Source organism: Spirosoma aerophilum (genome assembly GCF_054782495.1).
Genome location: NZ_BAAGSJ010000013.1, coordinates 748234 through 773524, shown reverse-complemented (window position 1 = coordinate 773524; position 25291 = coordinate 748234). Strand labels below are relative to the sequence as shown.

The window sequence follows — 25291 nt, the reverse complement described above, 5'->3', positions numbered from 1 at the left end:
ATGCCTCATTCCTCCATTCCCATTATTGGGCTGGCCGTTGCTGTTTTTGTGCTTATTTTTCTGGTGTTACGCACCAAAGTACACCCGTTGATCGCCATGATCATGGCAGCGTGTATTTCCGGGTTGACGGGCGGCATGTCGGTAAGCGAAACGCTCGATGCCATCACCAAAGGATTTGGTTCGACCCTGGGCAATATTGGGATAATCATTGGATTGGGTGTTATGATGGGCCGTATCCTCGAAGTGTCGGGAGCGGCCGAGCAAATCGCCTATTCGTTTATCAACTGGCTGGGAAACCGGCGGGAAGAATGGGCACTGGCCCTCACGGGTTACTTTATCAGCATCCCAATCTTTGCCGATTCTGCCTTTGTCATTCTTTTTCCAATAGCCAAAGCCCTGTCCCTGAAAGGCAAACGACCTTTGGTCACCCTGGGCGTTGCTCTGGCAGGTGGGCTGGTAGTGACGCATACAATGGTGCCGCCCACACCCGGTCCATTGGGTGTTTCGGGCCTGTTTGGCGTCGATGTTGGTGCTATGATGCTATTGGGCATGGGGCTGGGTGTTCCGTGCACACTTACGTTTATCCTCTACGCGAAATGGCTGGGTAAAAGGTACCCGGCGTCAGCCGAACAACTAATTCCCGACAACAGCGTAACATTTAGAAAGGAAGAACAGAGCGCTGAAAAAACAGAACGTTTGTTACCTTCATTAACCAATTCTCTTTTACCAATCGGGGTCCCTATACTCCTGATTTTCGCCAAAGCGATTTTAACCATGATTGTTCCGACCATTGGGAATGAGTCGGGAGTCTGGCATTGGATCGGGCAGCTTATTTTGTTTATCGGCACACCCATAATTGCGCTGTGCATCAGCACCTTACTCGCCGTATATACATTAGTACCCTCACTGGATCGTCATCAGACGTCGGCCCGTCTGGAAGAGGGGCTTCAATCGGCAGGCATCATTCTCATGGTAACCGGGGCGGGTGGTGCTCTGGGCTTTGTGGTTCGGGAAACGGGCACGGGAGCCCAACTGGCAGGACTCATTGCCCAGCTTCCTTTTTCTCCCCTTATGATTCCGTTCCTGGTATCTACCGTCATTCGGCTGATTCAGGGATCCGGCACAGTAGCCATGATCACGGCGGCTTCTATTACGGCACCCATCCTCGCGCAGGTGCCGGGTATGAATATGCTATTGGCCGCACAGGCCGCAGTCATTGGCTCACTGTTTTTCAGTTACTTTAACGACAGTTTGTTCTGGGTCGTCAACCGGATGATGGGCATTGCTGATGTGAACCAGCAGATCATGACCTGGTCTATCCCCACCAGCCTTAGCTGGGCGGTGGGCGGTGTGTTGATTGCGTTGTTGAACCTGATCTTTGGCAACGGCGGGTCCTTGCTTGATCCGCTCATCCCACTAGCTGGCCTGACGCTTATTTTGGTGACACTTCGTAAAAGACAACGCGCCTAACCCGCCTGGCAAATTAATTCCGGCATTTTTTGGAAGAGCACAGACGGCCAAACCTAAATTTGGTTTGCGCTTCTAATGCTTTGCTTACGCATTTAAGAACGTGTTTCCTCTCTTAACACCTAGTCTGAGGAATTTCCCAATAGAGTGGATTCATAAACGAAAGGTCAAGTTGGATTCCATTTTTCTATAGCCCACTTCATGATCTAACACTGTTAGATTTAGTACCTCCATCAGACCTTACCCTTAGAATGCTTGCCTACTGCCTTGATTGGACTAAATTGTGGGCATGAAACACATCATCTTTGGGATTACCGCCTGGATTTTCGCCATAAGTTGTGGCTTTTCGCAATCAGCCACCCCTACCTCGTCAACGAGCTTACCGAGAATCGCCATTGCGGGGCTGGGAATCGAATCCAGCACCTTCTCACCCGCTCTGACGCAGGAAGAAGCCTTTCATGCTCGGTATGGCCCGGAAGTATTCAATGCCTACCCCTTTATGATGCCCGTTTCACCCCTGCGCAAACAGGCGATGTGGCTGCCCACCATCGTTGGAAAATCGCTGCCGGGTGGGGCCGTAACCCGGCAGGCGTATGAATCGCTGGTCAGCAAAACGCTGGACTCACTTAAAAAATACGGCCCGTATGATGGGCTGTATTTCGATATCCACGGGGCTATGAGCGTTGTGGGGCTCGACGATCCCGAAGGCGATTTCCTCGCTCGTATCCGGAAAGTCATCGGCTATAAAACCCTTGTCTCCACCTCAATGGATCTGCACGGCAACGTGTCGTGGCGACTGGCGGAAAACTCAGATCTGATTACCTGCTACCGTATGGCCCCCCATGAAGATGCCATGCAGACCAAAGAACGGGCTGTTGTTAATCTGATCGAACGCATCAAAAGCGGCAAAGGCAAACCAGCCTATAAAGCCTGGATACCCGTCCCGATCCTGCTGCCGGGCGAAAAAACGAGTACCCGCATCGAGCCGGGCAAGAGTCTTTATAAGCAGGTCGAACCGCTGGCTGACCACCGGGAAGGGATCGTCGATGCGGCAATCTGGATTGGCTATGCCTGGGCCGATGAACCCCGAAACCACGCCGTTGTGATGGTGACCGGCGATGACAGGGGTAAAGTGACTGAGACCGCCGAGAAACTGGCGCTCGACTTTTGGAACGTCCGCCACCAATTTGATTTTGTTGCGCCAACAGGCACGCTGGAAAAATGCCTGTCGGACGCCTTTGCCAGTAAAAAACACCCCTTTTTCATAAGCGATACCGGCGACAATCCAACGGCGGGTGGCGCGGGCGATGTTACCTGGACGCTGACTCAGTTGCTGGCTCGTCCGGAGTTTAAGGCCAATGGACCCTCGCTGATTTACGCATCCATTCCCGACCCGGAACTGGTCAAAAAAGCCATGGCGGTTGGCGTTGGCGGGCAGGTTGACGGAGTAGCCGGTGCGCGCGTAGATTCACGGTTTGCCCTACCGGTCAAGCTTAAAGGAACCGTTGAATCCATTGTGAAAGGAGATAAAGACGCGGAGGTCGAAGTCGTGGTGAAAGTGGGCAGTATACACGTGATCGTGACGCAGAAACGCAAGCCTTATCACAAAGAAATCGACTTTACCCGACTGGGCCTCAAACCCCGGGAAGCAGACATTGTGGTAGTCAAAATTGGCTACCTCGAACCCGAACTCTACGCTATGCAACAGGGCTGGATCATGGCGCTTACACCAGGTGGGGTCAATCAGGATCTGGCCAGCTTACCTTACAAGCGCATCAAGCATCCCATCTTCCCCTTCGACAAAGACATGAGCAAGCCGAACCTGTCGGCGCAGTTAGTGCCGCTGTCCGGAACGAAGTAGTATTGAGCCTGTAGTACCGAGTATCGTTCCGGGACTACAGGCAAACCAATTTCCTTCCAGCACGTTAAGAAAAGAGATAGTTTAAATTCGATTTCTTATGCTGGCATCCGGAATTAACGCCCAATCTTCTGAAATCACGCCAGCACTGGCCCGGTTTCGAACGAATAAAACGATACCGTCGATCATCGAACACAGCGTTTTAACGGCTCTTTCTTTTTACCCGGAACTGGCTGAAACGCACATTCAGTTTATCTTCAAGCAGTCAATAAAATCGTCGGTGATGCAGGCTCAGCCGGTTTTCAGCACCATACTTATGGGCCGAAAATCCAGAGCTTACCGAATTAATATCAGCTCGATGTTCAAACTGACGCACACCGCCATTCCCATCCATCAACTGCCCGAAGCCATCATGATTGGCTGGATCGGTCACGAGCTGGGACATGTTATGGATTATGAAAGCCGAAGCAATCTGGATATGGTCCGTTTCGGCCTGGGCTATGTCTTTTCTGCTGATTATGTCAAAAAGGTGGAGCGTATCGCTGATGGACACGCTGTTCGGCATGGGTTGGGTAAATACCTTATTGAGACGAAGCGGTTCATTCTGGATCATGCCGAACTACCGCAAACGTATAAAGACAAAATAGCGCGGCTTTATGTTTCACCTGAAGAGATAACGGAACAGGTGAAGCGGCTGGAAGAAGAAAAGCTGGATTGGCAGCGCCGGGAATTGTAGCAGAAATAAAATGGTGACGTCAGATAGGTCTATCTGACGTCACCATAGAAAAAGTATCATTTTATAGGACTACCTGACTTACGTATTCTTCAAATTCCAGGAAATCCTCCTCCTTCATCACTCTTGGAATTTTAGCCTGACCGCCCAGCTTCTTGAAATCCTCGCTCCATCGGTAGAACTTCTCAACGGGTATTACCTCCGCTTCAACACCCTTCAGCGATTTACTCCGGGCTACCTTGTAGTTTTTGTTGTTGTCGCAAAGTTCGCTATCCAGCGCAGCGGCCATTTCGTTACTGTTCACCTCTTTGTTAGAGCCGATGTACCATTTGTTGATATACTCCCCATTTTTGCGAATCGCCGACACAACGAACTCTTTTATTTCAATATCGTAGCGTTTCTGCATGGTCTGCATCGCCTTGTTCATCTGGTGAACGGACAATTGTTCGCCCACGACATTCAGGAAATGCTTTGTCCGGCCGGTAATCTTTATTTCGGACCGTTGCTTATCGGTAATCATGACCGTATCACCGATCATGTAACGCCAGGTACCCGAAACGGTCGAGATCAGTAAGACATAATCAACGTTTTCTTCCGCCTGCTCCAGCGAAAGAACAGTGGCCTCCTGTTTCACCCGGCCTTCCTCATCCATATTCTCCTCCACAAACGGAACAAATTCGAAGAAGATGCCATTGTCGAGGATCAGGCTCATCGAGGAAGTGTCCGGCCGTTTCTGCGTAGCCAGATACCCTTCCGATGTTAGGTAGGTATCAATGTACGTGAGGGGCCGGGCCAGTAGGTTTTCGAGGCTTTTCCGGTAAGGTTCAAAGGCGACCCCACCCGACGTGTAGACATGCAGGTTGGGCCAGATGTCGTGAATGGTGTTTAGCCGGTTGTAGCGGATTACCTCTTTCAGCATCATTTCGATCCAGGACGGAATACCGCTCAGGCTTCCGATATCCCAGGTTGGTGCTTCTTTAGCGATCTGATGCACTTTTTCATCCCAGTCGGTGATCGACGCAATCTCGATACCGGGCTTGTAATACCCCCGAAACCAGGCCGGAATATTGGCCGCGCTAATACCGCTGATTTCGCCTTCCTGGTGGTCATCTTTTTGAATCAGGTTGACGCTGCTGCCCAGCATCATGATCTGCTTTTCAAAAAAATCGGAAGGGAGGTCGAAGTTTTTCAGGCTCATGACCTGCTGGATGCCTGACTTCCGGATCGAATCGATCATGTCGTCCGTCACCGGAATGGCTTTGCTGGTACTTGTAGTTCCGCTGCTCAGGGCAAAATAGTTTTGTCCACCGGGCCAGGTCACATTCTGGTGCCCTTCCAGCAAATAGTGCCACCAGTCATTATGCAGTTTGTCGTAATCATAAACAGGCACTGACGCCTGAAAAGCCGTAACAATATCAGGACTATTGAGCAACTCAGTGAAATTATGCTTCTTTCCAAAAGCCGTCAGACGAGCTTTGGTTAACAGATTTTGTAGTACTTCCCGCTGCGCTTTTGCCGGGTCAGGCTCCGACGTTACAAAGCCGTAAACATCAATTGCTTTCTTGATTAATTCACCAAAAACTGCCATATGGACCCTTTATCGATTAGTATTTGTTTCTTAATAAACCTGATCGGGTGGGCTTTGTTGGTGAAGAAAGAACATTATTCTTCAACAGATTCTTAGTAGACTACCTGTCTATACCGGCAGGATGGAATAATCAAATTCGTTGAGGTATGCCTAAATCAATCGAAGGAACATTATTTTATACAATTCGGGAAGCGGCCCAGGAGTTACACATTACAGTTGGGCGATTGAAAAGCTACATTGATCAGAGTCGGTTAACGAGTGAACGGATCGGAAGAACGGAGGTGATCCGGGAACAGATTTTGCGCGCGTATCAGGCACGACGACAATAATAGATCACGCATCCCGTCGGAACGTATCGTGGGCCGGAGCCCGCCAGGCTGAAGACAAGACAGGTTATTACGGATTAGCCTTTGGCTTGGCGGGTTTCCCCCTTCCTTACGTATCAAAACTCCTTTTCACCAAACTCATTACCCGGCAGCTTTGCCCGTTTGCTGACCTGCCGGAACGAATAGCTCAGGTTGATCAGGAAAATATCCTTCTCCTGTATGTAATTCGTTGTCGTGTAAAAATCCTTCCCAGAGGTGGTAATCCGCTGTTCGTTCGTTGGCAAAAAGCCAAGTCCAATATTTTGCCACTGCGCCATCACCGTCAGGCGATTCTTCATCAGGCTCTTTTTTACCGACATAGTAGGGATTAAAAACCGGGAATCTTCACCCTGGGCTGTAATGCGCCGGGACAGGTAATTTACATTGGCCTGCCAGACCAGCGTAGGGCTAATCTGCACAGTCGAATTGGCGTTGACCGAGTACACCCAGGCCGCCCTGTCGAAAATAACTTCGTTTTGAAACAGCTGGCCCGCCTGAGTGAACCGGTAGACCGTGCCGCCCACGTATACCTTCCAGCTTTTGGTCAGTTTCAGATCAGTTGCCAATTCAACGCCCAGTCGCTGGGTTAAGCCGGCATTCGTATAGATGCGGCTTAAGATTGTATCAGCAAACACCCGGTTTACCCGATTAATGGTGTTCTGAACGCCCTGATAATAAACCGTAGCCAGCAGTGTACTCCGGCCTACATCCTTACTAATGCCCAGTTCGCCCAAGTTGATAAATTCAGGCAGTAGGTTCGGATCGCCTTGTTCGAGGGTTTCGGAGTGTTCGCGTTCGGGTAACGGATTCAAAGCAAAATTACTGTTTCGCTGTACCCGCCGACTGAATCCTGCCCGCAAGGCCAGTCCACCTTTGGGTTTGTAGAGCATATTGAATGACGGAAACAGGTTGTTCAGCGTGAGCGAATACGTCTGGTTACGGGGCAGCGATAACACCTCGCGCACGGAATGTTCATAGCGCAGCCCAATCGTATACTCCAGTTTTTTGGCTACTGCCCCAAACTGCCCGTACACACTATGAATGCGGCTGTTGATGGCTGTAGTACCGGTGAAAGCCGGAACCACCAGCAGCGGCAACCCATTGCCATCCTGCTGTCGATACCGGTAGTCGCCCCTATCTTCCTGATACCGGTACTGATAGCCACCTTCCAGCTTGCCGCCGAGAAAAGGCACGCTACCGTCGACATTGGCCCGTAGGTTTTGAATCGGACGATCGGTGGTCGAGTAGGAATATTGTAGTGTATCCCGGTAATTGTTCCGATTTACGTTGCGATTGCTGGTGAACCCGTCAATCAGGTCATACTCATACAAGGCCCCCACACTCAACGTGCCTTTATTGGCAAAAGTATGGGCATAATCGAGGTTGGCCGTGTAGAACCGCCCCCCTTTCCGCACGAGGTTGCTGTTGAAATACGCCCGCCGATTCACGGTTTGTCCCGTTAATAGATCGGTTGTACTATTCGTGTAAAAAATATCGGCCAGCCGGTCTTCGGTTCGCTGGCTCTGATACAGGCCCAAGGTCCAGGTGGTCGACTTATTGGGGGCGTAGGCAATAGCCAGTCGGTTAGTAAAAGTGTAGCGGTCGAAACTCCGCTCACCCGTTGACGGGAACCGGGTAAAGCGATTACCGATGGTCGTGTTTACATCACCCTCCCGCCGTCCGGCAATGTCGTTGCGGATATAGGCGGAGCTTAGCGTAACATCCCAACGGGCCGAACGGTAGTTAAGCGTTACGTCCGGGCTATAGCGAACGGGGTTATATGCATTGCCAAAGGCGTTCGTGCTGGGCAAGCCTATCAGCCCGTTCACCTGCGCCGACCAGCCATTATCGACACCTTTCTTGGTCATAATGGCGATAATACCCGCTTTCCCATCGGGGTCGTAACGGGCATTCGGTGTGGTGATTACCTCAATCGACTCGATGCTGTTAGCGGGCATCTGATTGAGCAACGTCCCCAGATTGGCCTGAACAGGCTTTCCGTTTAACAGCACCAGAAAACCGTTGGCTCTCCGCAAACTCACATCGCCTTCCGCATTGATGCTCAGACCGGGTAGATTGCGAAGAATATCAGTAGCCGTTCCGCCAGCAGCCGATTGAAACTGGGCAGCCCGGTACGTTTGGCGGTCTGCCTGCATGACAACATCGGAACGCTGCCCGGCTACCCGAACTTCGTTGAGTAATTTGGAATCGCCTTCCAGCAGTAGTGAACCCACATCGAGCGGCTGGTTTCGGACAATTGAAACCGGAACCGAAACAGGTTTATAGCCGACAAAAAACGTGCGGAGCGTATAAATCCCGGCTTTTGTATCAGTAATCCTAAACTGACCTGTGGAGTCTGTAATTGCCCCGCTCACCACCACCGAATCGGGCTGACGATACAGAGCCACACTTACGAACGGAACCGGTTGGCTGGTAGTCTTATCAAGGATTCGCCCGTTAACGAGGGTTTGGGCGTTTGCCGATATCAGGCAAACCAGTGTCAGCGTTAGTGTAAGTAAAGTTTTTTGTTGCATGTAGGTATCAGTCATTCCCGACCGTTCGACAGGATGACGCTATTTGGTGAGGCCGATTTTCAGTACGATATACTCATTGTGCTGCCATAAAGTTAGATTTATGAGCGCTCACACTTTCCGAATCATCCGATCGAATACGGCCCGCTGCACTTTCATTTCCGCTACTTTATCGGCCGGATCAGTGTGGCATTCGAGAAGGACCCAGCCTTTGTAGTTTATGGCCACCAGATTGTTCAACAAGTCCTGATACGGATAGTCCGTTCGGTCGAGTTCACGAACATGGCAGGTGGCACCGAAGCGATCTTTAACGAGGTCGAAGTTGGCCTGAAAGCCTTTGCCGTTTAAATCCTGGGGGTTGCAGTTCCAGCAGATAGTGGCATTGGGATGAGTCGCCACGTCCATAATTCGTTTGGTCATGGGTAGTTCCTGCGTTTCTTCGCCGTGAACTTCGAGCCGGATTTGCTGCCCGAAATCAGCCGCATACCGGGCAAGGTCGTTGAGGGATTCGCCAATCTGGTTGACCGTTTTGTCAACGGGCACCTCCTTATGGAGGGCGTTTGGTTTCACCTTCACGCCTGTTCCGCCCACATCTGCACTTAACCGGATGAACTCCTTCGTGCGTTCGATGGAGGCTTTCAGTTTATCCGGGTCTATAAAATCGAATTGCTGGTTCGTGCCTAATCCAATGAGTTTGACTGGGCTATCGGCAAAACGCTTCTTCACCGCCCGGCGCTGGGTTGCGTTGAGTTCGGGCATGACATTGTGTGCGTGTTCGACGCGCAGTTCAACACCAAGGATATTGGAATCTGCACAGTTTTTAATGAGGGTAGGCAAATCCCAGTCTTTACCCCACAAATAGGTAACGAAGCCCAACTTAATGGCTGATTTAGCCCGCGCCGTTTCTGCGGCAAAAGCCGGTCCCGTCAGCAAAGACGCACCCGCCATCAGGGAAAGTTGGTTAAGAAAGGTTTTTCTATTGATTGAAGGCATGATACGCGGGGTGTCCGGAGTGATTGAACCTACTTAGCTAGTGGATAAAGTTTATTGGTTTCCATTGCTACTTGTCAACGCTGCCAACCGGGCACAGTGCATTCAATCAGGGTTTTCTCACAATTTTAGGGTTACCTATATGTCTTATTCATTTATTGAGATAGGCAGTACAGAATATTAACCAACGAGACGGTCCGCTGTTTCGGCACAAAGTGTACAGAGGACTTCACCTGGAAACCTCCGTACACTTTGTGCCGAAACGGCGGACCGTCTCGGTGTTCAACCTGTTTTAGCGTGCCGCAGACCACAAATCTTACTAGTCCACCGCTTCACGTTTATACTAACTTATGGTAGTAATACCCGGTCAATTTTGTGAATAACGCCATTGGTTGCTGTAATATCCCGATTTTGAACACCCGCAGTGTTTGGTAGAACGTTTGATACCTGACCGCTATTACCCGGACTTAGTAATGTAAGGGCATCTCCAGTTCCTACTGTCGCCGTTACGCTGCCCGTACCAAACGTGGTGATTGGGCCACTAACGAGGGTAGGTGAATAAGCTCTGCCGGGGTTAACGACAACGTGATTCGTCAAAATTGCCGTTAGGGCTGCCACTGGAGCCGCATTGATGGCAGCCACTGTGTTATAGGGCGTTGCCCGGAACGCTGCATTGGTTGGCGCAAACACCGTTAGGGGTGTTGAACCCGACAAAGCAGATACCACAGCCGCACCACCACGAGCCACCGCAGCACCCAGCAAACTCAGCGTTGTATCGGCCTGGGCAACCTGAAGGACGTTACCGGTTGGGGGCATCAATACCCGATCGATGGCATGAATGATACCGTTAGTGGCCTGTACATCGGCCGTGATCACCCGCGCCCCATTTACCGATACACCTGTTCCGGTTGTCGCTGTAGCCTTGTTCACGTACGTTGTGCCATTTACGCTGAGCGAGGTAGGCAAGCCGGTTTGACCAGCCTGAATGGCTGATGCCGGATAGGAACCACCCAAGACGTGGTACAACAATATACGGCGCAAGGTGGTATCCGCGGCTGCACTAACGGCTGCGGCATTGGCAAAACCGGCGGCCCGGAACGCATCATCCGTTGGGGCAAATACCGTAAATGGACCCGTACCCGACAGCGTGGTGGCCAGACCGGCCTTTTTCACAGCCTCTTCCAGAAAGGTGAATTGGTCACTGGCAACAACCAGGTCAGTAATGGTAGAGGACCCTGACGGAGGGGTTGTCGTCGGGTTTTCATCGTCCTTACAGGAAGTAAGCGTAAACGAAAAACCGATTAACAGAAAGGCTAAGATACCAGCTACCCGACGACTTGATTGAATTGTCTTGTTATTCATAAATGGTTGAGGTTTGTTGAAAAATAGATAATGGGTTGACATTAAAACCACATTAAAAACAAGCTCATGTTTATTTTTATTGTTTATAAGAATGTGAAAAAACTACCAACCTTATTGTAAGGCCCAATCAGTTATTTATTATTCCAGACTCAAAGCCGTATTCTTTACCCCAATAGCCGGGCTTTAACCGAACCCTCTTAGCAGCAAAACACCGGCCGGGGGGAGTCGACCATCCATAGGGCGTTCGGCTGTTTCTTAACTGCCTGCATCAGGCACGAAAGAACCGTAGATAATACTGCATTATCCGCGATTTTTACCGCTATCCCTACTCCACGTCTCCCCAAATTTGTAGCAGCAAATCGAAGAGCTCTTGCCCTCTCCGGCATTCTTTTTAACTCTAAAAACTACCTAATATGCCTACGCTGAAACTTAAGGACGGCACCGAAATTTATTACAAAGATTGGGGGACAGGCCAGCCCATTGTCTTTCACCACGGCTGGCCATTGTCCAGCGACGATTGGGATGCTCAGATGATGTTCTTTCTGGAACATGGGTACCGGGTTATTGCGCATGACCGCCGGGGCCATGGTCGCTCTACCCAAACCGCGAATGGGCACACCATGGACACCTATTCTGCCGATGCCGCCGAACTTTACGAATTTCTCGACCTTACCGATGCCATTCACATCGGACACTCTACGGGTGGCGGAGAAGTGGCTCATTACGTAGCAAAATATGGGCAAGGTCGGGTGGCCAAAGCAGTGCTTATTAGTGCCGTAACGCCATTAATGGTACAAACCGAGTCAAATCCGGATGGGGTTCCGATGTCGGTGTTTGATGAGATTCGGGAAGGAACCGCAACCAAACGTCAGCAGTATTTTTATGAGTTCACCCTGCCCTTTTACGGATACAACCGGCCCGGTGCAACGCCCCTACAGGGCGTACGGGATAACTGGTGGCGACAGGGAATGATGGGCGGCATCAATGCGCATTATTATGGAATCAAAGCGTTTTCAGAAACTGATTTTACCGATGTTCTAACCAGCATCGATGTACCCGTTTTGATTTTACACGGTGAAGATGATCAGATCGTACCGATCCAGATTACTGCCCACAAAGCCATTAAGCTCCTAAAAAATGGCCAGTTGATCACCTACCCCGGATTTCCGCATGGGATGCCAACAACCGAAGCCGCCACGATTAATGCCGACTTGCTTAAATTCGTGCAATCGTAATCCGCTTTCTATAAGTTTTGCAAACTAGACGAAGTAAGCCCCGGTTTTTGGACATAAGGACCGGGGCTTACTTCGTCTGATTTATGATCAGCCAGGCAGCAAGTATCTCCGATGCAGCTCCTGTAATTCGTTTCGAGTGCAGCCCCCCACCTGGAATGTTCCTAAGCAAAATCTAAGAATTATATAAGTTCTTTCTAACAAGTCAGTAGCACTTTTGCTTAATACCCTATCAACAGAGTATTCTTAGTGTTTTCGCCTTCAGTGTAGGTGAACGGTAACGACCAGGACCGGGGAAGCTCGTATCGTATTGGCAAATGATGGATGAATCTTTTTTTGGCGCTCCCCAAATTCCGATGGAGCATCTCTCAACGATTGAAAAAGCTGCCCCTAATTTAATTCTCTGGGCTGCCCCTGTGCTCTTTTTCTTTACGGGCCTGGAAATGTACATCACCTATAAACAGGAAAAACCCTATTACGATAAGCAGGAAACTATTGGGTCTGTGCTGGTGGGTATCGGTTCCGTGGCGATCGGTTTAGCGATCAAGTTCGCGCTCCTGTACGGCATTGTCTGGATCTACAATCATCTGCCCTGGCGGATGGCCTTAAACTGGTGGACGTTCATACCCTGCTATATCCTTTTCGACCTAGCCAGTTACTGGGCACACCGTACTTCCCATGAACAGCGATTCTGGTGGGCCACCCATGTGGTTCATCATTCGGGAGAGCATTATAACCTGAGCGTTTCCTTCCGGCTGAGCTGGATTCAGAACCTGAAAACAGTGTTTTTCATACCCGTAGCCTTGCTGGGATTTCATCCGATTATTTTCTTCACGACGAACCAGATTGCTGTCCTGTTCCAGTTCTGGGTTCATACTGAATACATTCGCCGTTTACCAAAGTGGATCGAATACATCTTTGCGACACCCTCCAACCATCGGGTACATCATGGTTCGCAGCCTAAGTATATCGATAAAAATTACGGAGCTACGTTCATTTTCTGGGATCGCCTGTTTGGCACCTATCAGCCTGAAGAAGAAGCACCTATCTACGGCATTACAACGAATATCACCCAAAAAGCCAATCCGCTCATGATCAATTTTCACGAGGTGGCAGATATCATTGCCGACGTCAAAAAGGCTCGTGGTTTCCGCCGAAAACTGTTTTTTATTTTCGGAAGTCCAGTGAAAATTGCCCAGGAAAAGCAAGAGTTGATCAATGAAAATCCAGAACTAACGGCTCGTTAAAACTGGCTGTATCACAGGCAATTTAATTAGGCAGCTTGCGCAATCTTACCGTTTTTATTGACTTTTTAGTTTTTCAAGAGGCTTGATTCACTTCGCTGAAATATCTTAAGGCTTACAAAAGGTCGGTGGACGCAGGTTATGACCGAAGGCGTAAATAAGTCAACAGGGCCGCTGTAAGCCAAGGCTTTTGATGTTAATAAAAACAGGTTGGGGTTTTGGGGCAGTCTTGATAACTGCCCCAAAACCCCAACCTGTTTTTATTACCCATTGAGATACCTGCCCTTTGTTCAGGATGTCTGCGACATCTATAATACGCAGCAAACGGAAACCTTATTTCTCTACCGGGCTGAGGCTAGCCTCACCAGAATTGCTGATAAAGGCAACTTTTTTGCTGTCCGGCGACCACGACGGGGTATTGATAGTCCCCTGGCCACCGTATATGTACGCGATCACTTTGGGCTCACCTACGCCCGAGATAGGCAGCATCCGCAAGTAGACGTGCTTGTAGAACGGGTGTTCATCCGCCTTCACCTCTTCCGGCAAAAAGGAAACAAACACAATCCATTTTCCGTCGGGTGAGATGTGTGGAAACCAGTCGTGAAATTCCCCGTTCGTTACCCGTTCCTGCTCACTGCCATCAGCTTTCATACGCCAGATCTGCATATTACCGCTTCGGGTCGAGTTGAAATAGATGTACTTGCCATCGGGTGTATATTCAGGCCCATCATCCAGGCCTTTCGCTTCGGTCAGGCGAACTTCAGGCCCACCGGCAGATGGTACGCCATAAATATCATACTCATTATTCCGTGAGCCCGTAAAAATCAACGTCTTCTTATCCGGCGACCAGCCATGCAAATAGGAAGGGCCTATGGGTGTAATCTGTTTAGGTTTTCCTCCCGTTACGGGCACGGTGTAAACAATAGATCCTCCCAGTTCTTTTACCCCGCTACTCAGACCAAGCATCTTTCCATCGAAAGATAAAACGTGGTCATTATTGTTGTTCTTCACTTCACCCGTATTCAGCAGTGAGGGTTTTCCTTTGGCGAGGTCAAACGTATAGATCAGGCCATCGCTGTTGTACAGCAGGGTTTTTCCGTTTGGCATCCAGTTGGGGGCCTGCAGCGATTTAGGTGAGTTGTAGATAACCTTCCGATCGCCCGTTGTCACATCCAGAATTTCAAGATTACTGCCCAGGTAATCACGATACGGTACCAACCCATCGAAGGCGGGGGTACTGATGCGCACATCGCGGAAAACACCCCGTTCAAGCACATCTTTGTTATGCGACCCGATAAACAGCCCAACGTATACCTCTTCTCCCAGTGGCAGATCTGCCACCTGTTCTGTGACGAAGGGTTGACCGAATTTAGCCACCCGCATGGTGTATGTATTGCCTTTTCGCTCCAGTTGAATAACATCGGCCCCAGTCAATTTCGAGCGCACTTCTTCCGTATTCGCACCATTGGTTCGTCGGAACTGAAGGGATGTCAGTCCATCGCCGTGGGTCACGGCGTTGATATGGGAAGATTTGGGGTCGAGGCTGGTTCGTACCATCCAGCCAACTTTCCGGTGCGGGTCAACCCCTTTGCCTATCAGCGACGCTCGTGTGTACAGGACAAAATCACCTTTCATGCGTTTCCACATAAAATGAAACTCGTCATGGTCGAACCAGACGTTGTAACCTGACCCGGAGAGTTCGTAATCGTGCGTTTTGGCATTGTACATCGCCGAACCGGGCTTAAGCACGGCGCCAATGTCCTCATGCCCCTCAAAGAGGCCAAGATTCTGCTTTTGAGCCAGCGCAGCTATACTGTTGAGTACGGTTAAACTGATTAAAAAAGAGAGCAGGGTTAATGGTCGATTTTTCATCAAGTAGGTTATCTAATGGCAACTTATTTAGATGTAGGAATACACATGAAAGCGGCTCACTGAACAATCTACCGATTAAAACAGAATTAAAGACCTTCCTGCCACCTCCTGAATAGCCGGTTTACACCCGATACGGTAGTATATTCTCTTCAAATGGCCTTTTTGGATTACTTGCATCCCTGAAATCCCGTCCCTAACCAATTCAGTCAATGATCCGTTTAGTCCATTTGCTAACCACTACATTTCTGTTCAACGCACTCATCCTGGTACCCAATCTCGGGCAGGCACAGGCCAAAGTCCCGCAGAAAAAGTACATGTATTTGATATACCATAAGTTATCACCGGGGCTAACCATTCAGGATGCGTTACCCGTGGAACGGGAATGGCGAAAGATTAATCAGGCGGCCGTAGACGAAGGCAAACTGGAAGGCTGGTACATGACCGTCAAGCAGTTTACCTCTAATCCAAATCAAACGGAATACGACTATGTGACCCGAATCGTGACGCCCGAAATGGCCATTAAAGGCGCATCGCCGGAAGCCATGGCCCGCATTTACGGTGATAGTGTCCAAATTAAAATGGCTGATCTGCAAAAACGGGACCGCCAGACAGCGCCTGTCGTAAAGATCGAAATCTGGGAAATAACCGATGGTACGTTTGCGCCAAAGTTTGCTCCCGACGGCACCCAGTTCATGATTATAGAGCGAATTAAGCGTCGGAATCCGGGAGCTGATTATGATGGTGTTGTTGGCCAGCTAAAGAAGTTAAGTGAGGAACGTATCAAACGTGGCAACCTACTCGGCTGGGACTTTTCGTCGCTGGTGATTCCCAATGGCAGCGAAAAGGGCTATGAATTCAGTATTGCCCAGTATGTTACCAGTCTGGGAGCCGTTGCCAACCCGGTGCTGGCCGATACACCTACCCCTATTATGTCGGCTCCGGCCTATAAGCAACTCCGTAGTCAGACAGCCCAGTTATTTGATGTGACACGGCAGGAAGTATACCGGTTTATGGAGTACACGACGAAGCCCGCCAACTAATTATCCAGGGGCCTGGGTGGGAAATAACGGTTCTGAATTTGTTTAACTACAACTGTAAACTAAACGAACTCAACCGTTCAGCGAACCACCATGAAAACGAAACAGGACGACTTACACGGCAATGCGCCTGATTCTTCGCCCCTTGCCTTATTGATAATCGACATGATCAATGACCTGGAATTTCCGGGTGGGGATAAATTGCTGGAGCCTGCCAGTCGGGTAGCCGATTCTATTGCCCGGCTGAAACAACGCGCCCAGGAACTGAATATTCCAATCATTTATGCCAATGACAACTTTGGTAAATGGCGATCAGATTTTAATGAGGTAGTCGAACATGTATTGAACGATGGGGTTAGAGGGCAGTATCTGGCGGAACGGCTACAGCCCGACAAAGACAATTACTTTGTCCTCAAACCTAAAAATTCTGCTTTTTATGAAACCACGCTGGATATGCTGCTTATGTATTTGCAGGTGAAGCACGTGATCATGACGGGGCTGAGTACTGACTCCTGTGTGCTTTTTTCGGCGAATGACGCCTATATGCGCGATTTAAAGATTTCGATCCCTTCCGATTGTGTAGCGTCAATCAATCCGGACCATTCCCACGATGCCCTGGCGTATATGAAACGCGTACTTCAGGCCGATACGACACCCTCCGACAAAATTGATCTGGCTGCACTTTGTCAGGAGATGGAACGTGTTACGTAAATTTACCGACTTTTCACTACTTACCCACTCACGAATGAAACAGCGCTGTCTGTCCCTATTTTTTTGCCTGTTCGTCGCCTGTTCGACACTTGCCGCCCCCGGCGACACGCACATTGCCATCGAAACTCAGAAGACAGCTCTCGTTATCCGGATCGATAAAGACCAGCTGCCGACGTTAGTTCATCTGGGGCCTAAACTGCAAAATACAGCCGAGTATGCAGCCATCCCGGCCCGGGGAAAACGCGGGGAAGATTACACGGAAATTTATAATTCAGCCTATACCCCTGCCGGTAGCCGCAACCTGCTGGAGCCGGCCATTCAGGTGACCCATGCCGATGGAAACCCATCACTCGATCTGAAATACGTTCGGCATGAAAGCCAGTCGATGGCCAACGGGGTGGTACTAACCAAAGTCTACCTCAAAGACCCCCAGTATCCATTTGAGGTAACGCTCTATTATAAAGCGTACCAGAATGAAGACGTGATCGAGCAATGGAGCACCATCCGGCATACCGAAAAGAAGCCGGTAACACTACATAAGTATGCCTCGGCGAATCTTTATATTCCGGCCCAAAACTACTACCTGACGCACTTCCACGGCGATTGGGCCAATGAGATGAACCCGAGTGAGATACCGCTTACCGAGGGCATTAAAATACTGGACTCGAAACTAGGCACCCGCGCGGATCTTTTTCAGCCTCCTTCCTTTCTCGTCTCGATGAACAAACCCGCCGAAGAAGAACAGGGTGAGGTGATTGCCGGAACGCTTTCGTGGTCGGGCAACTACCAGCTTGCGTTTGAGGTCGATCCCCTGCATAACCTCCGCATCATTCCCGGAATCAATCCCTATGCGTCGGCTTATTCGCTGGCCCCCGGCACCGAGTTTACTACCCCCGCATTCCTGTTTACGTACTCCACGCAGGGCAAAGGGGGTGCCAGCCGGAGTCTGCACCGCTGGGCCCGCAAACACCGTATTCCACAGGGTGAAGGCAACCGCTTGACACTGCTCAACAACTGGGAAGCCACCTATTTCGACTTCAACGAACAGAAACTCGGTGAACTGTTCAAGGACGGCAAAAAGCTGGGTGTCGACCTGTTTCTGCTCGACGATGGCTGGTTCGCAAACAAGTACCCGCGAAACAATGACCAGACCGGGTTAGGCGACTGGCAGGAAAACGTAAAGAAATTGCCACATGGACTCGGCTATCTGGTTAAAGAAGCCGAAAACGCCGGCATCAAATTTGGTATCTGGCTGGAGCCGGAAATGGTGAGTCCTAAAAGTGAACTTTACGAGAAGCACCCCGACTGGGTGATTAAATTACCAAACCGGTCGGAGTATTATTTCCGCAATCAGCTGGTGCTGGATTTATCAAATCCGAAGGTTCAGGATTTCGTTTATGGGGTCGTAAATGATCTGATGACCAAAAACCCAACACTTGGGTTTATCAAGTGGGATTGTAACGCCGTTATTTACAATGCCTATTCGGCTACTATTCAGAACCAGTCGAACCTCTACGTCGACTATGTTCAGGGGCTTTACAAAGTGCTTGACCGGCTTCGGGCCAAGTACCCTACCCTGCCCATGATGCTTTGCTCCGGTGGCGGTGGCCGGGTCGATTACGGTGCCTTGAAATACTTTACCGAATACTGGCCCAGCGACAATACCGACGCGCAGGAACGGATTTTCATCCAGTGGAATTACTCCTATTTCTTCCCGTCTATTGCCAGTTGCAACCACGTGACGGACTGGGGCAAACAGCCCATCAAGTTCCGTACGGACGTGGCTATGATGGGAAAACTTGGGTACGATATTGTGGTAAGCAAACTGACTGAGCCTGAACTGGCCTTTAGCCAGCAGGCACTAAAGACTTATGAGAGCATTAAAAATGTCATCTGGAAGGGAGATCTGTACCGGCTTTCATCGCCATACACCAATGATGTGGCTTCCTCTGTGTACGTTAGCGAGTCCCGCGATCGGGCCGTATGGTTCACCTATCTGGTCAACTCCCGCTATAAAGCCGGTAGTCAGGCTCCCATTAAACTCAACGGTCTGGACCCGGCTAAAACTTACCGCATTCAGGAGTTGAATGTTTATCCGGGCACAACCTCCCGCATCAATGCAACCCCGGCTACTTATTCGGGTAACTACCTGATGACCATTGGCTTCAACCCGCAAGTCGACACCCGTCGGACGAGTGTTGTGCTGGAAGTGAGTGAGGCAAAATAAACAGCATTTTGTTTAACGAATAAAGGCCATCAACGTCAAGTTGATGGCCTTTATTCGTTAAACAAAATTCGTATAAGTCGTACTTATTTACCCTGCGAAGCCGTCATTTTTTTAGCGGGTGCCTGCGCCTGATAGCTGATCTTAAACAGCGTACCGTTCAGGTCGTCCGTTACATATAATGACCCGTCCGGTCCTTGTGCCAGTCCGCAGGGGCGGTGCTGAACCGGGCCGGTTGGCTTCACCAGATCCGTCCCGGCAAAGTTATCCGCAAAAATCTCCCAGGGGCCCGATGGCTTGCCGTTTTTAAAAGGCACAAACCCGATTAAATAGCCCTTGTGCAACTCCTGCGACTGGGCATGGAAGGCAATAAACGCCCCATTCCGGTACTTGGCCGGAAACGCCGTTCCCGTATAAAACAACAGTCCATTCGGTCCCATGTGCGCGGGGAATGCAGCCACCGGGTCGATGGTCTTAGCCGTTCCGGTCTTTTTACCATCCCCGCCGTACTCTGGGGCCAGAATTTTCTTCTTCTGGATATGGTCATAATAGATATAGGGCCAGCCGGCATCGTCGCCCTGATGGACTTCAAACATGGTTTCGGCGGGCAGCTCGGCACTTTGCTTGGGCGTGTAATATTGCGGGTAGAAATCATCGAACTTACCCCGGCCGTGCTGCAAAACAAACAGGGAATTGGTCTTGCTGTTCCAATCCAGGCCCACCACGTTTTTCAGGCCCGTGGCATACCGGACGCCCTTGTCAAACGGCTGATCCGGCACATCGGCTTTAAACCGCCAGATACCCGCTGCCGAATCGAGCAGCGGACAAGGCATCATGCCCTTTCCCGTACCCGCCACCCGACAGGCATCGTTGTCCGACGCAATGTTCACATAAATATTTCCTTTGTTATCCACCGCAATTGACTTCGACTTATCGCGGTCTTTCTCCCGCAGGCCGGAGACTAGTTTTTCCGGGGCATCCGGATTGACGACCTCCTGATTTTCATTCAGTTTATATCGAAAAATGCTGTTGTTGGACGAGGTATACATATATCCATCCCGAATAAAAATACCGGTTCCGGGATAATCGCCAAAGCCTATCCGTTCGTCAACGACGCCATCTTTGTTCGTATCGCGCAGTCGATAGATACCTTTACCATCTTTGAGCTTGGCCAGCTTCACATAAATATCACCGGTTTTAGTGACCACAATATGTCGGGCAGCCCCCACTTCTTCCGCTACAACAGTGGCGGCAAAGCCCGACGGCAGTTTTACTTCGGCCCCCGTTATGGATGGTTTAACCGGACTTTTGGCCTTTATCGGCGGAACGCTGGTCTGTCCGCAAAATCCCTCACCCGAAAGCAGAGCGGTAGCCAGACAGGCAATAAAAACATACGATTTAGTCATGAATTTGGGGTAATCAGTATAATTTGATTTTTACTAAAAGTGGCAACATTGTGTGTAAAAAGGATCAGGGCTTCCATTTTACTTCCCAGATTGCTTCGCGTTTTGGTTGACAGCCATTTCTTTTCCCTGAAACTGCACCCATTCCAGGGAAAACAGATTCTTGCCGGGGCCTTCTGTTTTTTCGAATACGAAATACAGATCGTGCTTACCGCCTGGATTCTGAATAGCCGCACTCACATCGGAAAAGTTCTTCCAATCACCGGTAGCCGTGTAATTTACAGTGCTGATAACAGGTCCCGTCGGTGAATCGGTGTGAACGCGAATCGTGGCATTCTGATCTTTCGAGGCATAATGGTAGGTGAGTCGATCTATATCTTTCAGGTCAATGCGCTTCAGCACAAAAAACGATTGGTTATGGATGTTCCCCAGCCGCTTCCCCTGTATCGAGATATTATTCAGCGAGTCGGCCTCGGCGCCCAGCACTTTCGACGGGCGCAAGACCAAAACATCGCTTTTTGCGAGGGCTAGCTTCGGTTGCGGAGCGCCCACACTACCTTTGTCGGTATAGGAAGCGGTCAGGATATAGCGGCTCGATGCCTCGTTGCCCACATGATCTTTCAGAACCACGCTACCCTGTTGCGGCAACCGATTATCGGTGGGTTGATTGGCGAGGGAGAAAATGTATTTCACCATCTCGGTCGTTTCTTCCCGCGACAGCTGCGGGTGAGCACTCATGGCATGTTCGCCCCAAACGCCCCCACCCCCAATGATGATCTTGTTCGCCAGCTTGGCAACGGCGGTCTTGTCGTCGTGGTACTTCTTCGCTACATCCGTAAACGAAGGGCCAACCGACTTGGCGGCTATTTGGTGGCAGGCTTTACAGTCACTTCCGGCAATCAGCGACTTCCCTAAATTATACGATGCCGAAATCTGCTGATGGCCCATCTGCTGGTCATTCCCCGCTACTTTAGGAATGTACGTCAACGCCACGTTTACTTTTTTCTTGTCAATGACCTTATCCTCCTTGTCCGATACCGCCACTGAATAGTGAAAGGGCATCTGGTTCGGAAAGAAGAAGGTACTGTTGTCAGACGTGGCTATAGCAACCTGCGGCATGTTGTTTCCAACCTTAATGGTCTGGGTCGATGTGCTGGACTTGCCCGATGGGTCGGTTACGGTCAGCGAAGCTGTGTAAATACCATTTTTACGAAAGGTGTAGGTTGGATTGGCTTCGGAAGAGGCCACTTTATTTCCCTCAAAACGCCACTGGTATTTTAGCTTATCCGTTTTGTCGAAGTCAAAACTTTTGCTCGTAAACGCTACTGTCAGCGGGGCCAGACCAATAGTGTCCTTAGCCGTCACCTTGGCAACGGGTGCGCGGTTGCCGGGGTTGAAGTCAATCCGAACCAGACGGGCATCGTCATTATCAATCCCATAAACCGAACCGTATTCGAGCATATAGAACGATCCTTCGGGACCGATCTCCATATCGACGGGCCGACGGAAGTCACCCGTAGCCGGCATGAAGCGCTCCATTCCCTTAAAGTTTTGCTGATCGTCCAGGCGCACGGCGAAGACCCAGTTGCGCATCCAGTCATACATGAACAACGCTTTGTCATAGTAGGCCGGAATCTTCGTTTTGGATTGAAGCGCGGCATTGTAATGGTAGACCGGGCCACCCATAGCGCAGCGTCCGCCAACCCCCAGTTCGGGGAACTCATCCGACTTATTATAGGGGTACCAGACCATCGCTTTCGTGGTTGGCGGCAGCTGCTTTGCCCCGGTATTATTGGGCGAGTTATTGACAGGTGCCATGGTGTTGAATAACGAGCCCACATCTTTGCTGGCAAAGTCATACTGGTGATAGGCTTTGCTATCACCCACAAAATAAGGCCAGCCGTAATTTCCGGCTTTTTTTGCCTGGTTGAATTCATCATACCCGCGTGGCCCCTGCGGCCCATCAGTGCCGGAATCGGGCCCAATTTCTCCCCAATAGACGATCGATGTGGCCGGATCGACCGATATACGGTAGGGGTTACGGCAACCCATCACATAAATTTCAGGGCGAGTCCCAGCCGTTCCTTTCGGGAATAGATTGCCGTCGGGAATAGTATATGAGCCATCGGCTTCAACATGGATACGCAGGATTTTACCCCGCAAATCATTGGGATTGCCCGCCGACCGCTGGGCATCGAACGTCAGTCGTCCGGGCCGCTCATCGATGGGCGCAAAACCTGCCGACTCGAAAGGTACCGTATTGTCGCCGGTGGAAATGAAGAGATTGCCGTGGGTATCCCAGGCCATCGACCCACCCGTATGGGCACTCACTTCCAGATCGATGTGAAATTCGATGATGGACTTTTCACTGGCTATATCGAGGGTGTTGTCATCATTCATGACGAACCGGGCAATACGTTGCCGGGTATCCTCCTTATCCTGAATGGTATAGAAGAAATAGAGGTAGTGATTTTTGGCAAAATTTGGATCGATGGTCATGCCCAGCAACCCATTGAGATACTTGTCGACGGCTTTTACCGGGAAATCGTAGAGCAGCCGGGTTTTCTTTTGAACCGGGTCGTACATATAAAATTTACCACCCCGTTCGACAAAGAATACGCGCCCGTCGGGAGCAACAGCCAGTTCCATGGGCTCATTGAGATCATTGGACAAAACTGTTTTGGTAAAGCGGTTTTCCTCCGGACGGTTGGTGGTATCGATCTGTTCGACCCTGATGGTAGCTCGGGGCTTTTCCGGCTCACCCGTCCAGCAACCCAGCAAACCCAGTACACCGGCAAACGCGCCACCCAGCGATAAATAGTTGATTAAAGAAACCATGAAGTTTGTAGAGATTTATTCAGGCATTAAAGAAAGTTGATCATACGAGACCTTCCTATTGAAAGCAATCTGCCAGCCCGGTCTAATCGTTACTACCCAAAAAGCTTTGACATCAACTGTCGTCAGCTATTTTTAGTACCGTTAACCTGTTTCCAGATTCGCGACCAACGGGCAACTCGTGCAATTCAGTTGATCAGTATATGCTTTTGCGACGTTTGAAAACGAGACGGGATTCTATATAAAGAACGGCAGATTTCACGTTTTAAGCTTGAATATATTCACATTCAAACATGAGAAATCTCAACTGTCGTCGTGGTCTTATACTGCTTGCCCTTGCCGGTAGCCTGTCGTGCACAAAAAACACATTTAATCCGCCCGAGCCCGCCGTTACGTTGGCAGGGCGTTATGAAGCCCGGCTTACAGTACCGGCTTCTCAGGGCCAGTTTGATGTTATTTCGATGACGATTGATCGAGTCACTACGAATACTGTGACGGTGCAGCTACGGACCAGCCTACAGGGCAAAACGGTCGATAGTCTTACCTACTTAAATGCTAGTATTACCCAGCAGTTAAGTATCACCAGCTTTAGAAAGGGCTGTGTTAGCTATGCTATCCAGTTAGCTCCCGGACAGCCATCGAATATTATGACGATGACTTGTGAGGAAGAGAATGTGTTCCGCTATGCTTATTCGCCAGCAGGTCAGCCACGGGAAACGCTTTTCAAGTTAAAAAGGCTGTGAGCAGGCCCGCCCTATTCGACGAGTAGACGACAAACTCACTTACCAGACGTTCTTAACGAAGCGAATAAACAAGCCGCCCTTTTCTTCTGTCTTGCAGACGATTGAAAAAGGCGAACCTGATTTTAAGCAAAAAGCTGATTAGACCGACAACCGTTGAGCTTGTCTGGCCTAATCAGCTTTTTGAAAAGAATACACTCTTACTACTGCATTGGCTTAACGGTATATCCTTTTTTACGGAGCAGGTTGATGACCCCTTTTTCGTTGCCCAGATGCCCGGCACCGAAGGCAAAAAAGGTCGGTTTTTCTTTGGCGGCTTTTTCGATCACCGGAATCCAGTTGGCGTTTCGTTCGCCCAGCAGGCTTTCTTCAAACTGGGTGAAATCGCCCCCGCTGAATTTGCTGGTATTCATTGTACGCATCAGCTTGCCAATGTCGTGGCTTTTGTAAACGGCAATCAGATCGTTGAATTCCTTCTGGGCTTCATCCGGGTTTTTCGCCATGTCGACCAGGCCTTTCAATTGTTCGGTCAGGGGTATTTTATCCAGAGCGGCCAGTTCTGCCTCCAGCGATTCGAGCCCCAGTACTTCTTTTTTCTCGGCTGCGGCCATCTGCGCAAAGGTCATATCGTACGAAGCAGGCTGGCAGGGCAGCATCGTCATGTACATCATCGACATCAGGCCAATGGGTTTAAGCATACCCAACTGCGCCAGACCCATATTCATTTTCTGTTTCAGATAGGTATCCAGAACAGTATAGTCCTCCGGTTTAAGCAAATCCTTAACCGTTTGCCCACCGGGCAGAAGCATGGCTTTTTGCATGCTGCCCATCATGGCGGGGTCGTCCATGTCGAGCTCCAGATACACCTGTTGCGCGTCGCCAATGGCTTTCTTCATGACATCCGTAATCTGGAGGTCGGCGGGGCAAATGAGGTGGAACGTGCCATATAAATACGAGGGCTTTGCAATACCGGGGCCGGTTAATTCATACAGCAAGGCTTTATCCTGCGCAAATGCCGCCATGGTCAGCGAGCCCGTTAGCGCCAAAATCAGTTGAGCAATCAGTCTTTTCTTCATACACATATCCACAATTTATGGAC

General features: G+C 50.0%; 18 protein-coding genes. 10 read left to right on the top strand and 8 right to left on the bottom strand.

Features of this window, described 5'->3' with window-relative positions:
* The 3 genes from ACYVK4_RS14660 to ACYVK4_RS14650 all read left to right on the top strand — a co-directional run bounded on the left by ACYVK4_RS14660 (position 1) and on the right by ACYVK4_RS14650 (position 4061).
* Entirely contained in the window at positions 1-1470 is a 1470-nt protein-coding gene (locus tag ACYVK4_RS14660; RefSeq protein WP_461128269.1) for a GntP family permease, read from the top strand.
* 286 nt (positions 1471-1756) lie between these two features.
* Positions 1757-3328 carry a M81 family metallopeptidase gene (locus ACYVK4_RS14655; RefSeq protein ID WP_461128268.1) on the top strand — a complete coding sequence of 524 codons (1572 nt, stop codon included), beginning with the start codon at positions 1757-1759 and terminating at the stop codon, positions 3326-3328.
* A 97-nt stretch (positions 3329-3425) separates the two neighbouring features.
* Positions 3426-4061, top strand: a complete 636-nt coding sequence (locus tag ACYVK4_RS14650) for a hypothetical protein (protein WP_461128267.1) — start codon at positions 3426-3428, stop codon at positions 4059-4061.
* Between the two features lie 61 nt (positions 4062-4122).
* On the opposite strand, the gene ACYVK4_RS14645 is transcribed toward ACYVK4_RS14650, so the two are convergent.
* Positions 4123-5646, bottom strand: a complete 1524-nt coding sequence (locus tag ACYVK4_RS14645) for a GH3 family acyl-acid amido synthetase (RefSeq protein WP_461128266.1) — start codon at positions 5644-5646, stop codon at positions 4123-4125.
* A gap of 146 nt (positions 5647-5792) precedes the next feature.
* Here ACYVK4_RS14645 and ACYVK4_RS14640 point away from each other — a divergent pair, with 146 nt between their 5' ends.
* On the top strand, positions 5793-5975 hold the full coding sequence (locus tag ACYVK4_RS14640; RefSeq protein ID WP_461128265.1) for a DNA-binding protein: 183 nt from the start codon (positions 5793-5795) through the stop codon (positions 5973-5975).
* Between the two features lie 113 nt (positions 5976-6088).
* On the opposite strand, the gene ACYVK4_RS14635 is transcribed toward ACYVK4_RS14640, so the two are convergent.
* The 3 genes from ACYVK4_RS14635 to ACYVK4_RS14625 form a co-directional block, all read right to left on the bottom strand.
* Positions 6089-8545, bottom strand: a complete 2457-nt coding sequence (locus tag ACYVK4_RS14635; RefSeq protein WP_461128264.1) for a TonB-dependent receptor — start codon at positions 8543-8545, stop codon at positions 6089-6091.
* A gap of 108 nt (positions 8546-8653) precedes the next feature.
* On the bottom strand, positions 8654-9535 hold the full coding sequence (locus ACYVK4_RS14630) for a sugar phosphate isomerase/epimerase family protein (RefSeq protein WP_461128263.1): 882 nt from the start codon (positions 9533-9535) through the stop codon (positions 8654-8656).
* A gap of 345 nt (positions 9536-9880) precedes the next feature.
* The gene (locus tag ACYVK4_RS14625) at positions 9881-10894 is read right to left on the bottom strand and encodes a fasciclin domain-containing protein (RefSeq protein ID WP_461128262.1); all 1014 of its coding nucleotides are present in this window, start codon (positions 10892-10894) and stop codon (positions 9881-9883) included.
* A gap of 413 nt (positions 10895-11307) precedes the next feature.
* Between ACYVK4_RS14625 and ACYVK4_RS14620 the strand changes: the two genes are divergently transcribed.
* Positions 11308-12129 carry an alpha/beta fold hydrolase gene (locus tag ACYVK4_RS14620; protein ID WP_461128261.1) on the top strand — a complete coding sequence of 274 codons (822 nt, stop codon included), beginning with the start codon at positions 11308-11310 and terminating at the stop codon, positions 12127-12129.
* Between the two features lie 317 nt (positions 12130-12446).
* A complete protein-coding gene (locus ACYVK4_RS14615) occupies positions 12447-13373 on the top strand; it encodes a sterol desaturase family protein (RefSeq protein WP_461129600.1) in 927 nt (308 codons plus the stop codon).
* 330 nt (positions 13374-13703) lie between these two features.
* On the opposite strand, the gene ACYVK4_RS14610 is transcribed toward ACYVK4_RS14615, so the two are convergent.
* Positions 13704-15242, bottom strand: a complete 1539-nt coding sequence (locus ACYVK4_RS14610) for a TolB family protein (protein ID WP_461128260.1) — start codon at positions 15240-15242, stop codon at positions 13704-13706.
* Positions 15243-15451: 209 nt separating this feature from the next.
* Between ACYVK4_RS14610 and ACYVK4_RS14605 the strand changes: the two genes are divergently transcribed.
* The 3 genes from ACYVK4_RS14605 (at position 15452) to ACYVK4_RS14595 (ending at position 19217) form a co-directional block, all read left to right on the top strand.
* Entirely contained in the window at positions 15452-16282 is an 831-nt protein-coding gene (locus tag ACYVK4_RS14605) for a hypothetical protein (RefSeq protein WP_461128259.1), read from the top strand.
* Between the two features lie 90 nt (positions 16283-16372).
* Complete coding sequence (locus ACYVK4_RS14600; RefSeq protein WP_461128258.1) at positions 16373-16990, top strand: cysteine hydrolase family protein; 618 nt, start codon at positions 16373-16375, stop codon at positions 16988-16990.
* Positions 16991-17024: 34 nt separating this feature from the next.
* Positions 17025-19217 (top strand): alpha-galactosidase, encoded by a 2193-nt coding sequence (locus ACYVK4_RS14595; protein ID WP_461128257.1) that lies wholly within the window; start codon positions 17025-17027, stop codon positions 19215-19217.
* 83 nt (positions 19218-19300) lie between these two features.
* Here the strand turns inward: ACYVK4_RS14595 and ACYVK4_RS14590 are convergent, their stop codons facing one another.
* Both ACYVK4_RS14590 and ACYVK4_RS14585 read right to left on the bottom strand, forming a co-directional pair.
* Positions 19301-20620, bottom strand: coding sequence for a PQQ-dependent sugar dehydrogenase (locus tag ACYVK4_RS14590; protein ID WP_461128256.1), 1320 nt, complete (start codon positions 20618-20620; stop codon positions 19301-19303).
* Between the two features lie 78 nt (positions 20621-20698).
* Positions 20699-23455 carry a PQQ-dependent sugar dehydrogenase gene (locus ACYVK4_RS14585; protein ID WP_461128255.1) on the bottom strand — a complete coding sequence of 919 codons (2757 nt, stop codon included), beginning with the start codon at positions 23453-23455 and terminating at the stop codon, positions 20699-20701.
* Positions 23456-23745: 290 nt separating this feature from the next.
* On the opposite strand from ACYVK4_RS14585, the gene ACYVK4_RS14580 reads away from it, so the two are divergent.
* Positions 23746-24195 (top strand): hypothetical protein, encoded by a 450-nt coding sequence (locus ACYVK4_RS14580; protein ID WP_461128254.1) that lies wholly within the window; start codon positions 23746-23748, stop codon positions 24193-24195.
* A gap of 200 nt (positions 24196-24395) precedes the next feature.
* Here ACYVK4_RS14580 and ACYVK4_RS14575 read toward each other — a convergent pair whose 3' ends face one another.
* Positions 24396-25268, bottom strand: a complete 873-nt coding sequence (locus ACYVK4_RS14575) for a TraB/GumN family protein (protein WP_461128253.1) — start codon at positions 25266-25268, stop codon at positions 24396-24398.
* Between the last annotated feature and the right edge of the window lie 23 nt (positions 25269-25291).

Coding starts and splice junctions, on each gene's coding strand:
- ACYVK4_RS14580 (WP_461128254.1), top strand. CDS start 23,746: ATGAGAAATCTCAACTGTCGTCGTGGTCTTATACTGCTTGCCCTTGCC.
- ACYVK4_RS14620 (WP_461128261.1), top strand. CDS start 11,308: ATGCCTACGCTGAAACTTAAGGACGGCACCGAAATTTATTACAAAGAT.
- ACYVK4_RS14630 (WP_461128263.1), bottom strand. CDS start 9,535: ATGCCTTCAATCAATAGAAAAACCTTTCTTAACCAACTTTCCCTGATG.
- ACYVK4_RS14575 (WP_461128253.1), bottom strand. CDS start 25,268: ATGAAGAAAAGACTGATTGCTCAACTGATTTTGGCGCTAACGGGCTCG.
- ACYVK4_RS14660 (WP_461128269.1), top strand. CDS start 1: ATGCCTCATTCCTCCATTCCCATTATTGGGCTGGCCGTTGCTGTTTTT.
- ACYVK4_RS14605 (WP_461128259.1), top strand. CDS start 15,452: ATGATCCGTTTAGTCCATTTGCTAACCACTACATTTCTGTTCAACGCA.
- ACYVK4_RS14645 (WP_461128266.1), bottom strand. CDS start 5,646: ATGGCAGTTTTTGGTGAATTAATCAAGAAAGCAATTGATGTTTACGGC.
- ACYVK4_RS14585 (WP_461128255.1), bottom strand. CDS start 23,455: ATGGTTTCTTTAATCAACTATTTATCGCTGGGTGGCGCGTTTGCCGGT.
- ACYVK4_RS14610 (WP_461128260.1), bottom strand. CDS start 15,242: ATGAAAAATCGACCATTAACCCTGCTCTCTTTTTTAATCAGTTTAACC.
- ACYVK4_RS14595 (WP_461128257.1), top strand. CDS start 17,025: ATGAAACAGCGCTGTCTGTCCCTATTTTTTTGCCTGTTCGTCGCCTGT.
- ACYVK4_RS14650 (WP_461128267.1), top strand. CDS start 3,426: ATGCTGGCATCCGGAATTAACGCCCAATCTTCTGAAATCACGCCAGCA.
- ACYVK4_RS14590 (WP_461128256.1), bottom strand. CDS start 20,620: ATGACTAAATCGTATGTTTTTATTGCCTGTCTGGCTACCGCTCTGCTT.
- ACYVK4_RS14600 (WP_461128258.1), top strand. CDS start 16,373: ATGAAAACGAAACAGGACGACTTACACGGCAATGCGCCTGATTCTTCG.
- ACYVK4_RS14655 (WP_461128268.1), top strand. CDS start 1,757: ATGAAACACATCATCTTTGGGATTACCGCCTGGATTTTCGCCATAAGT.
- ACYVK4_RS14635 (WP_461128264.1), bottom strand. CDS start 8,545: ATGCAACAAAAAACTTTACTTACACTAACGCTGACACTGGTTTGCCTG.
- ACYVK4_RS14615 (WP_461129600.1), top strand. CDS start 12,447: ATGGATGAATCTTTTTTTGGCGCTCCCCAAATTCCGATGGAGCATCTC.
- ACYVK4_RS14625 (WP_461128262.1), bottom strand. CDS start 10,894: ATGAATAACAAGACAATTCAATCAAGTCGTCGGGTAGCTGGTATCTTA.
- ACYVK4_RS14640 (WP_461128265.1), top strand. CDS start 5,793: ATGCCTAAATCAATCGAAGGAACATTATTTTATACAATTCGGGAAGCG.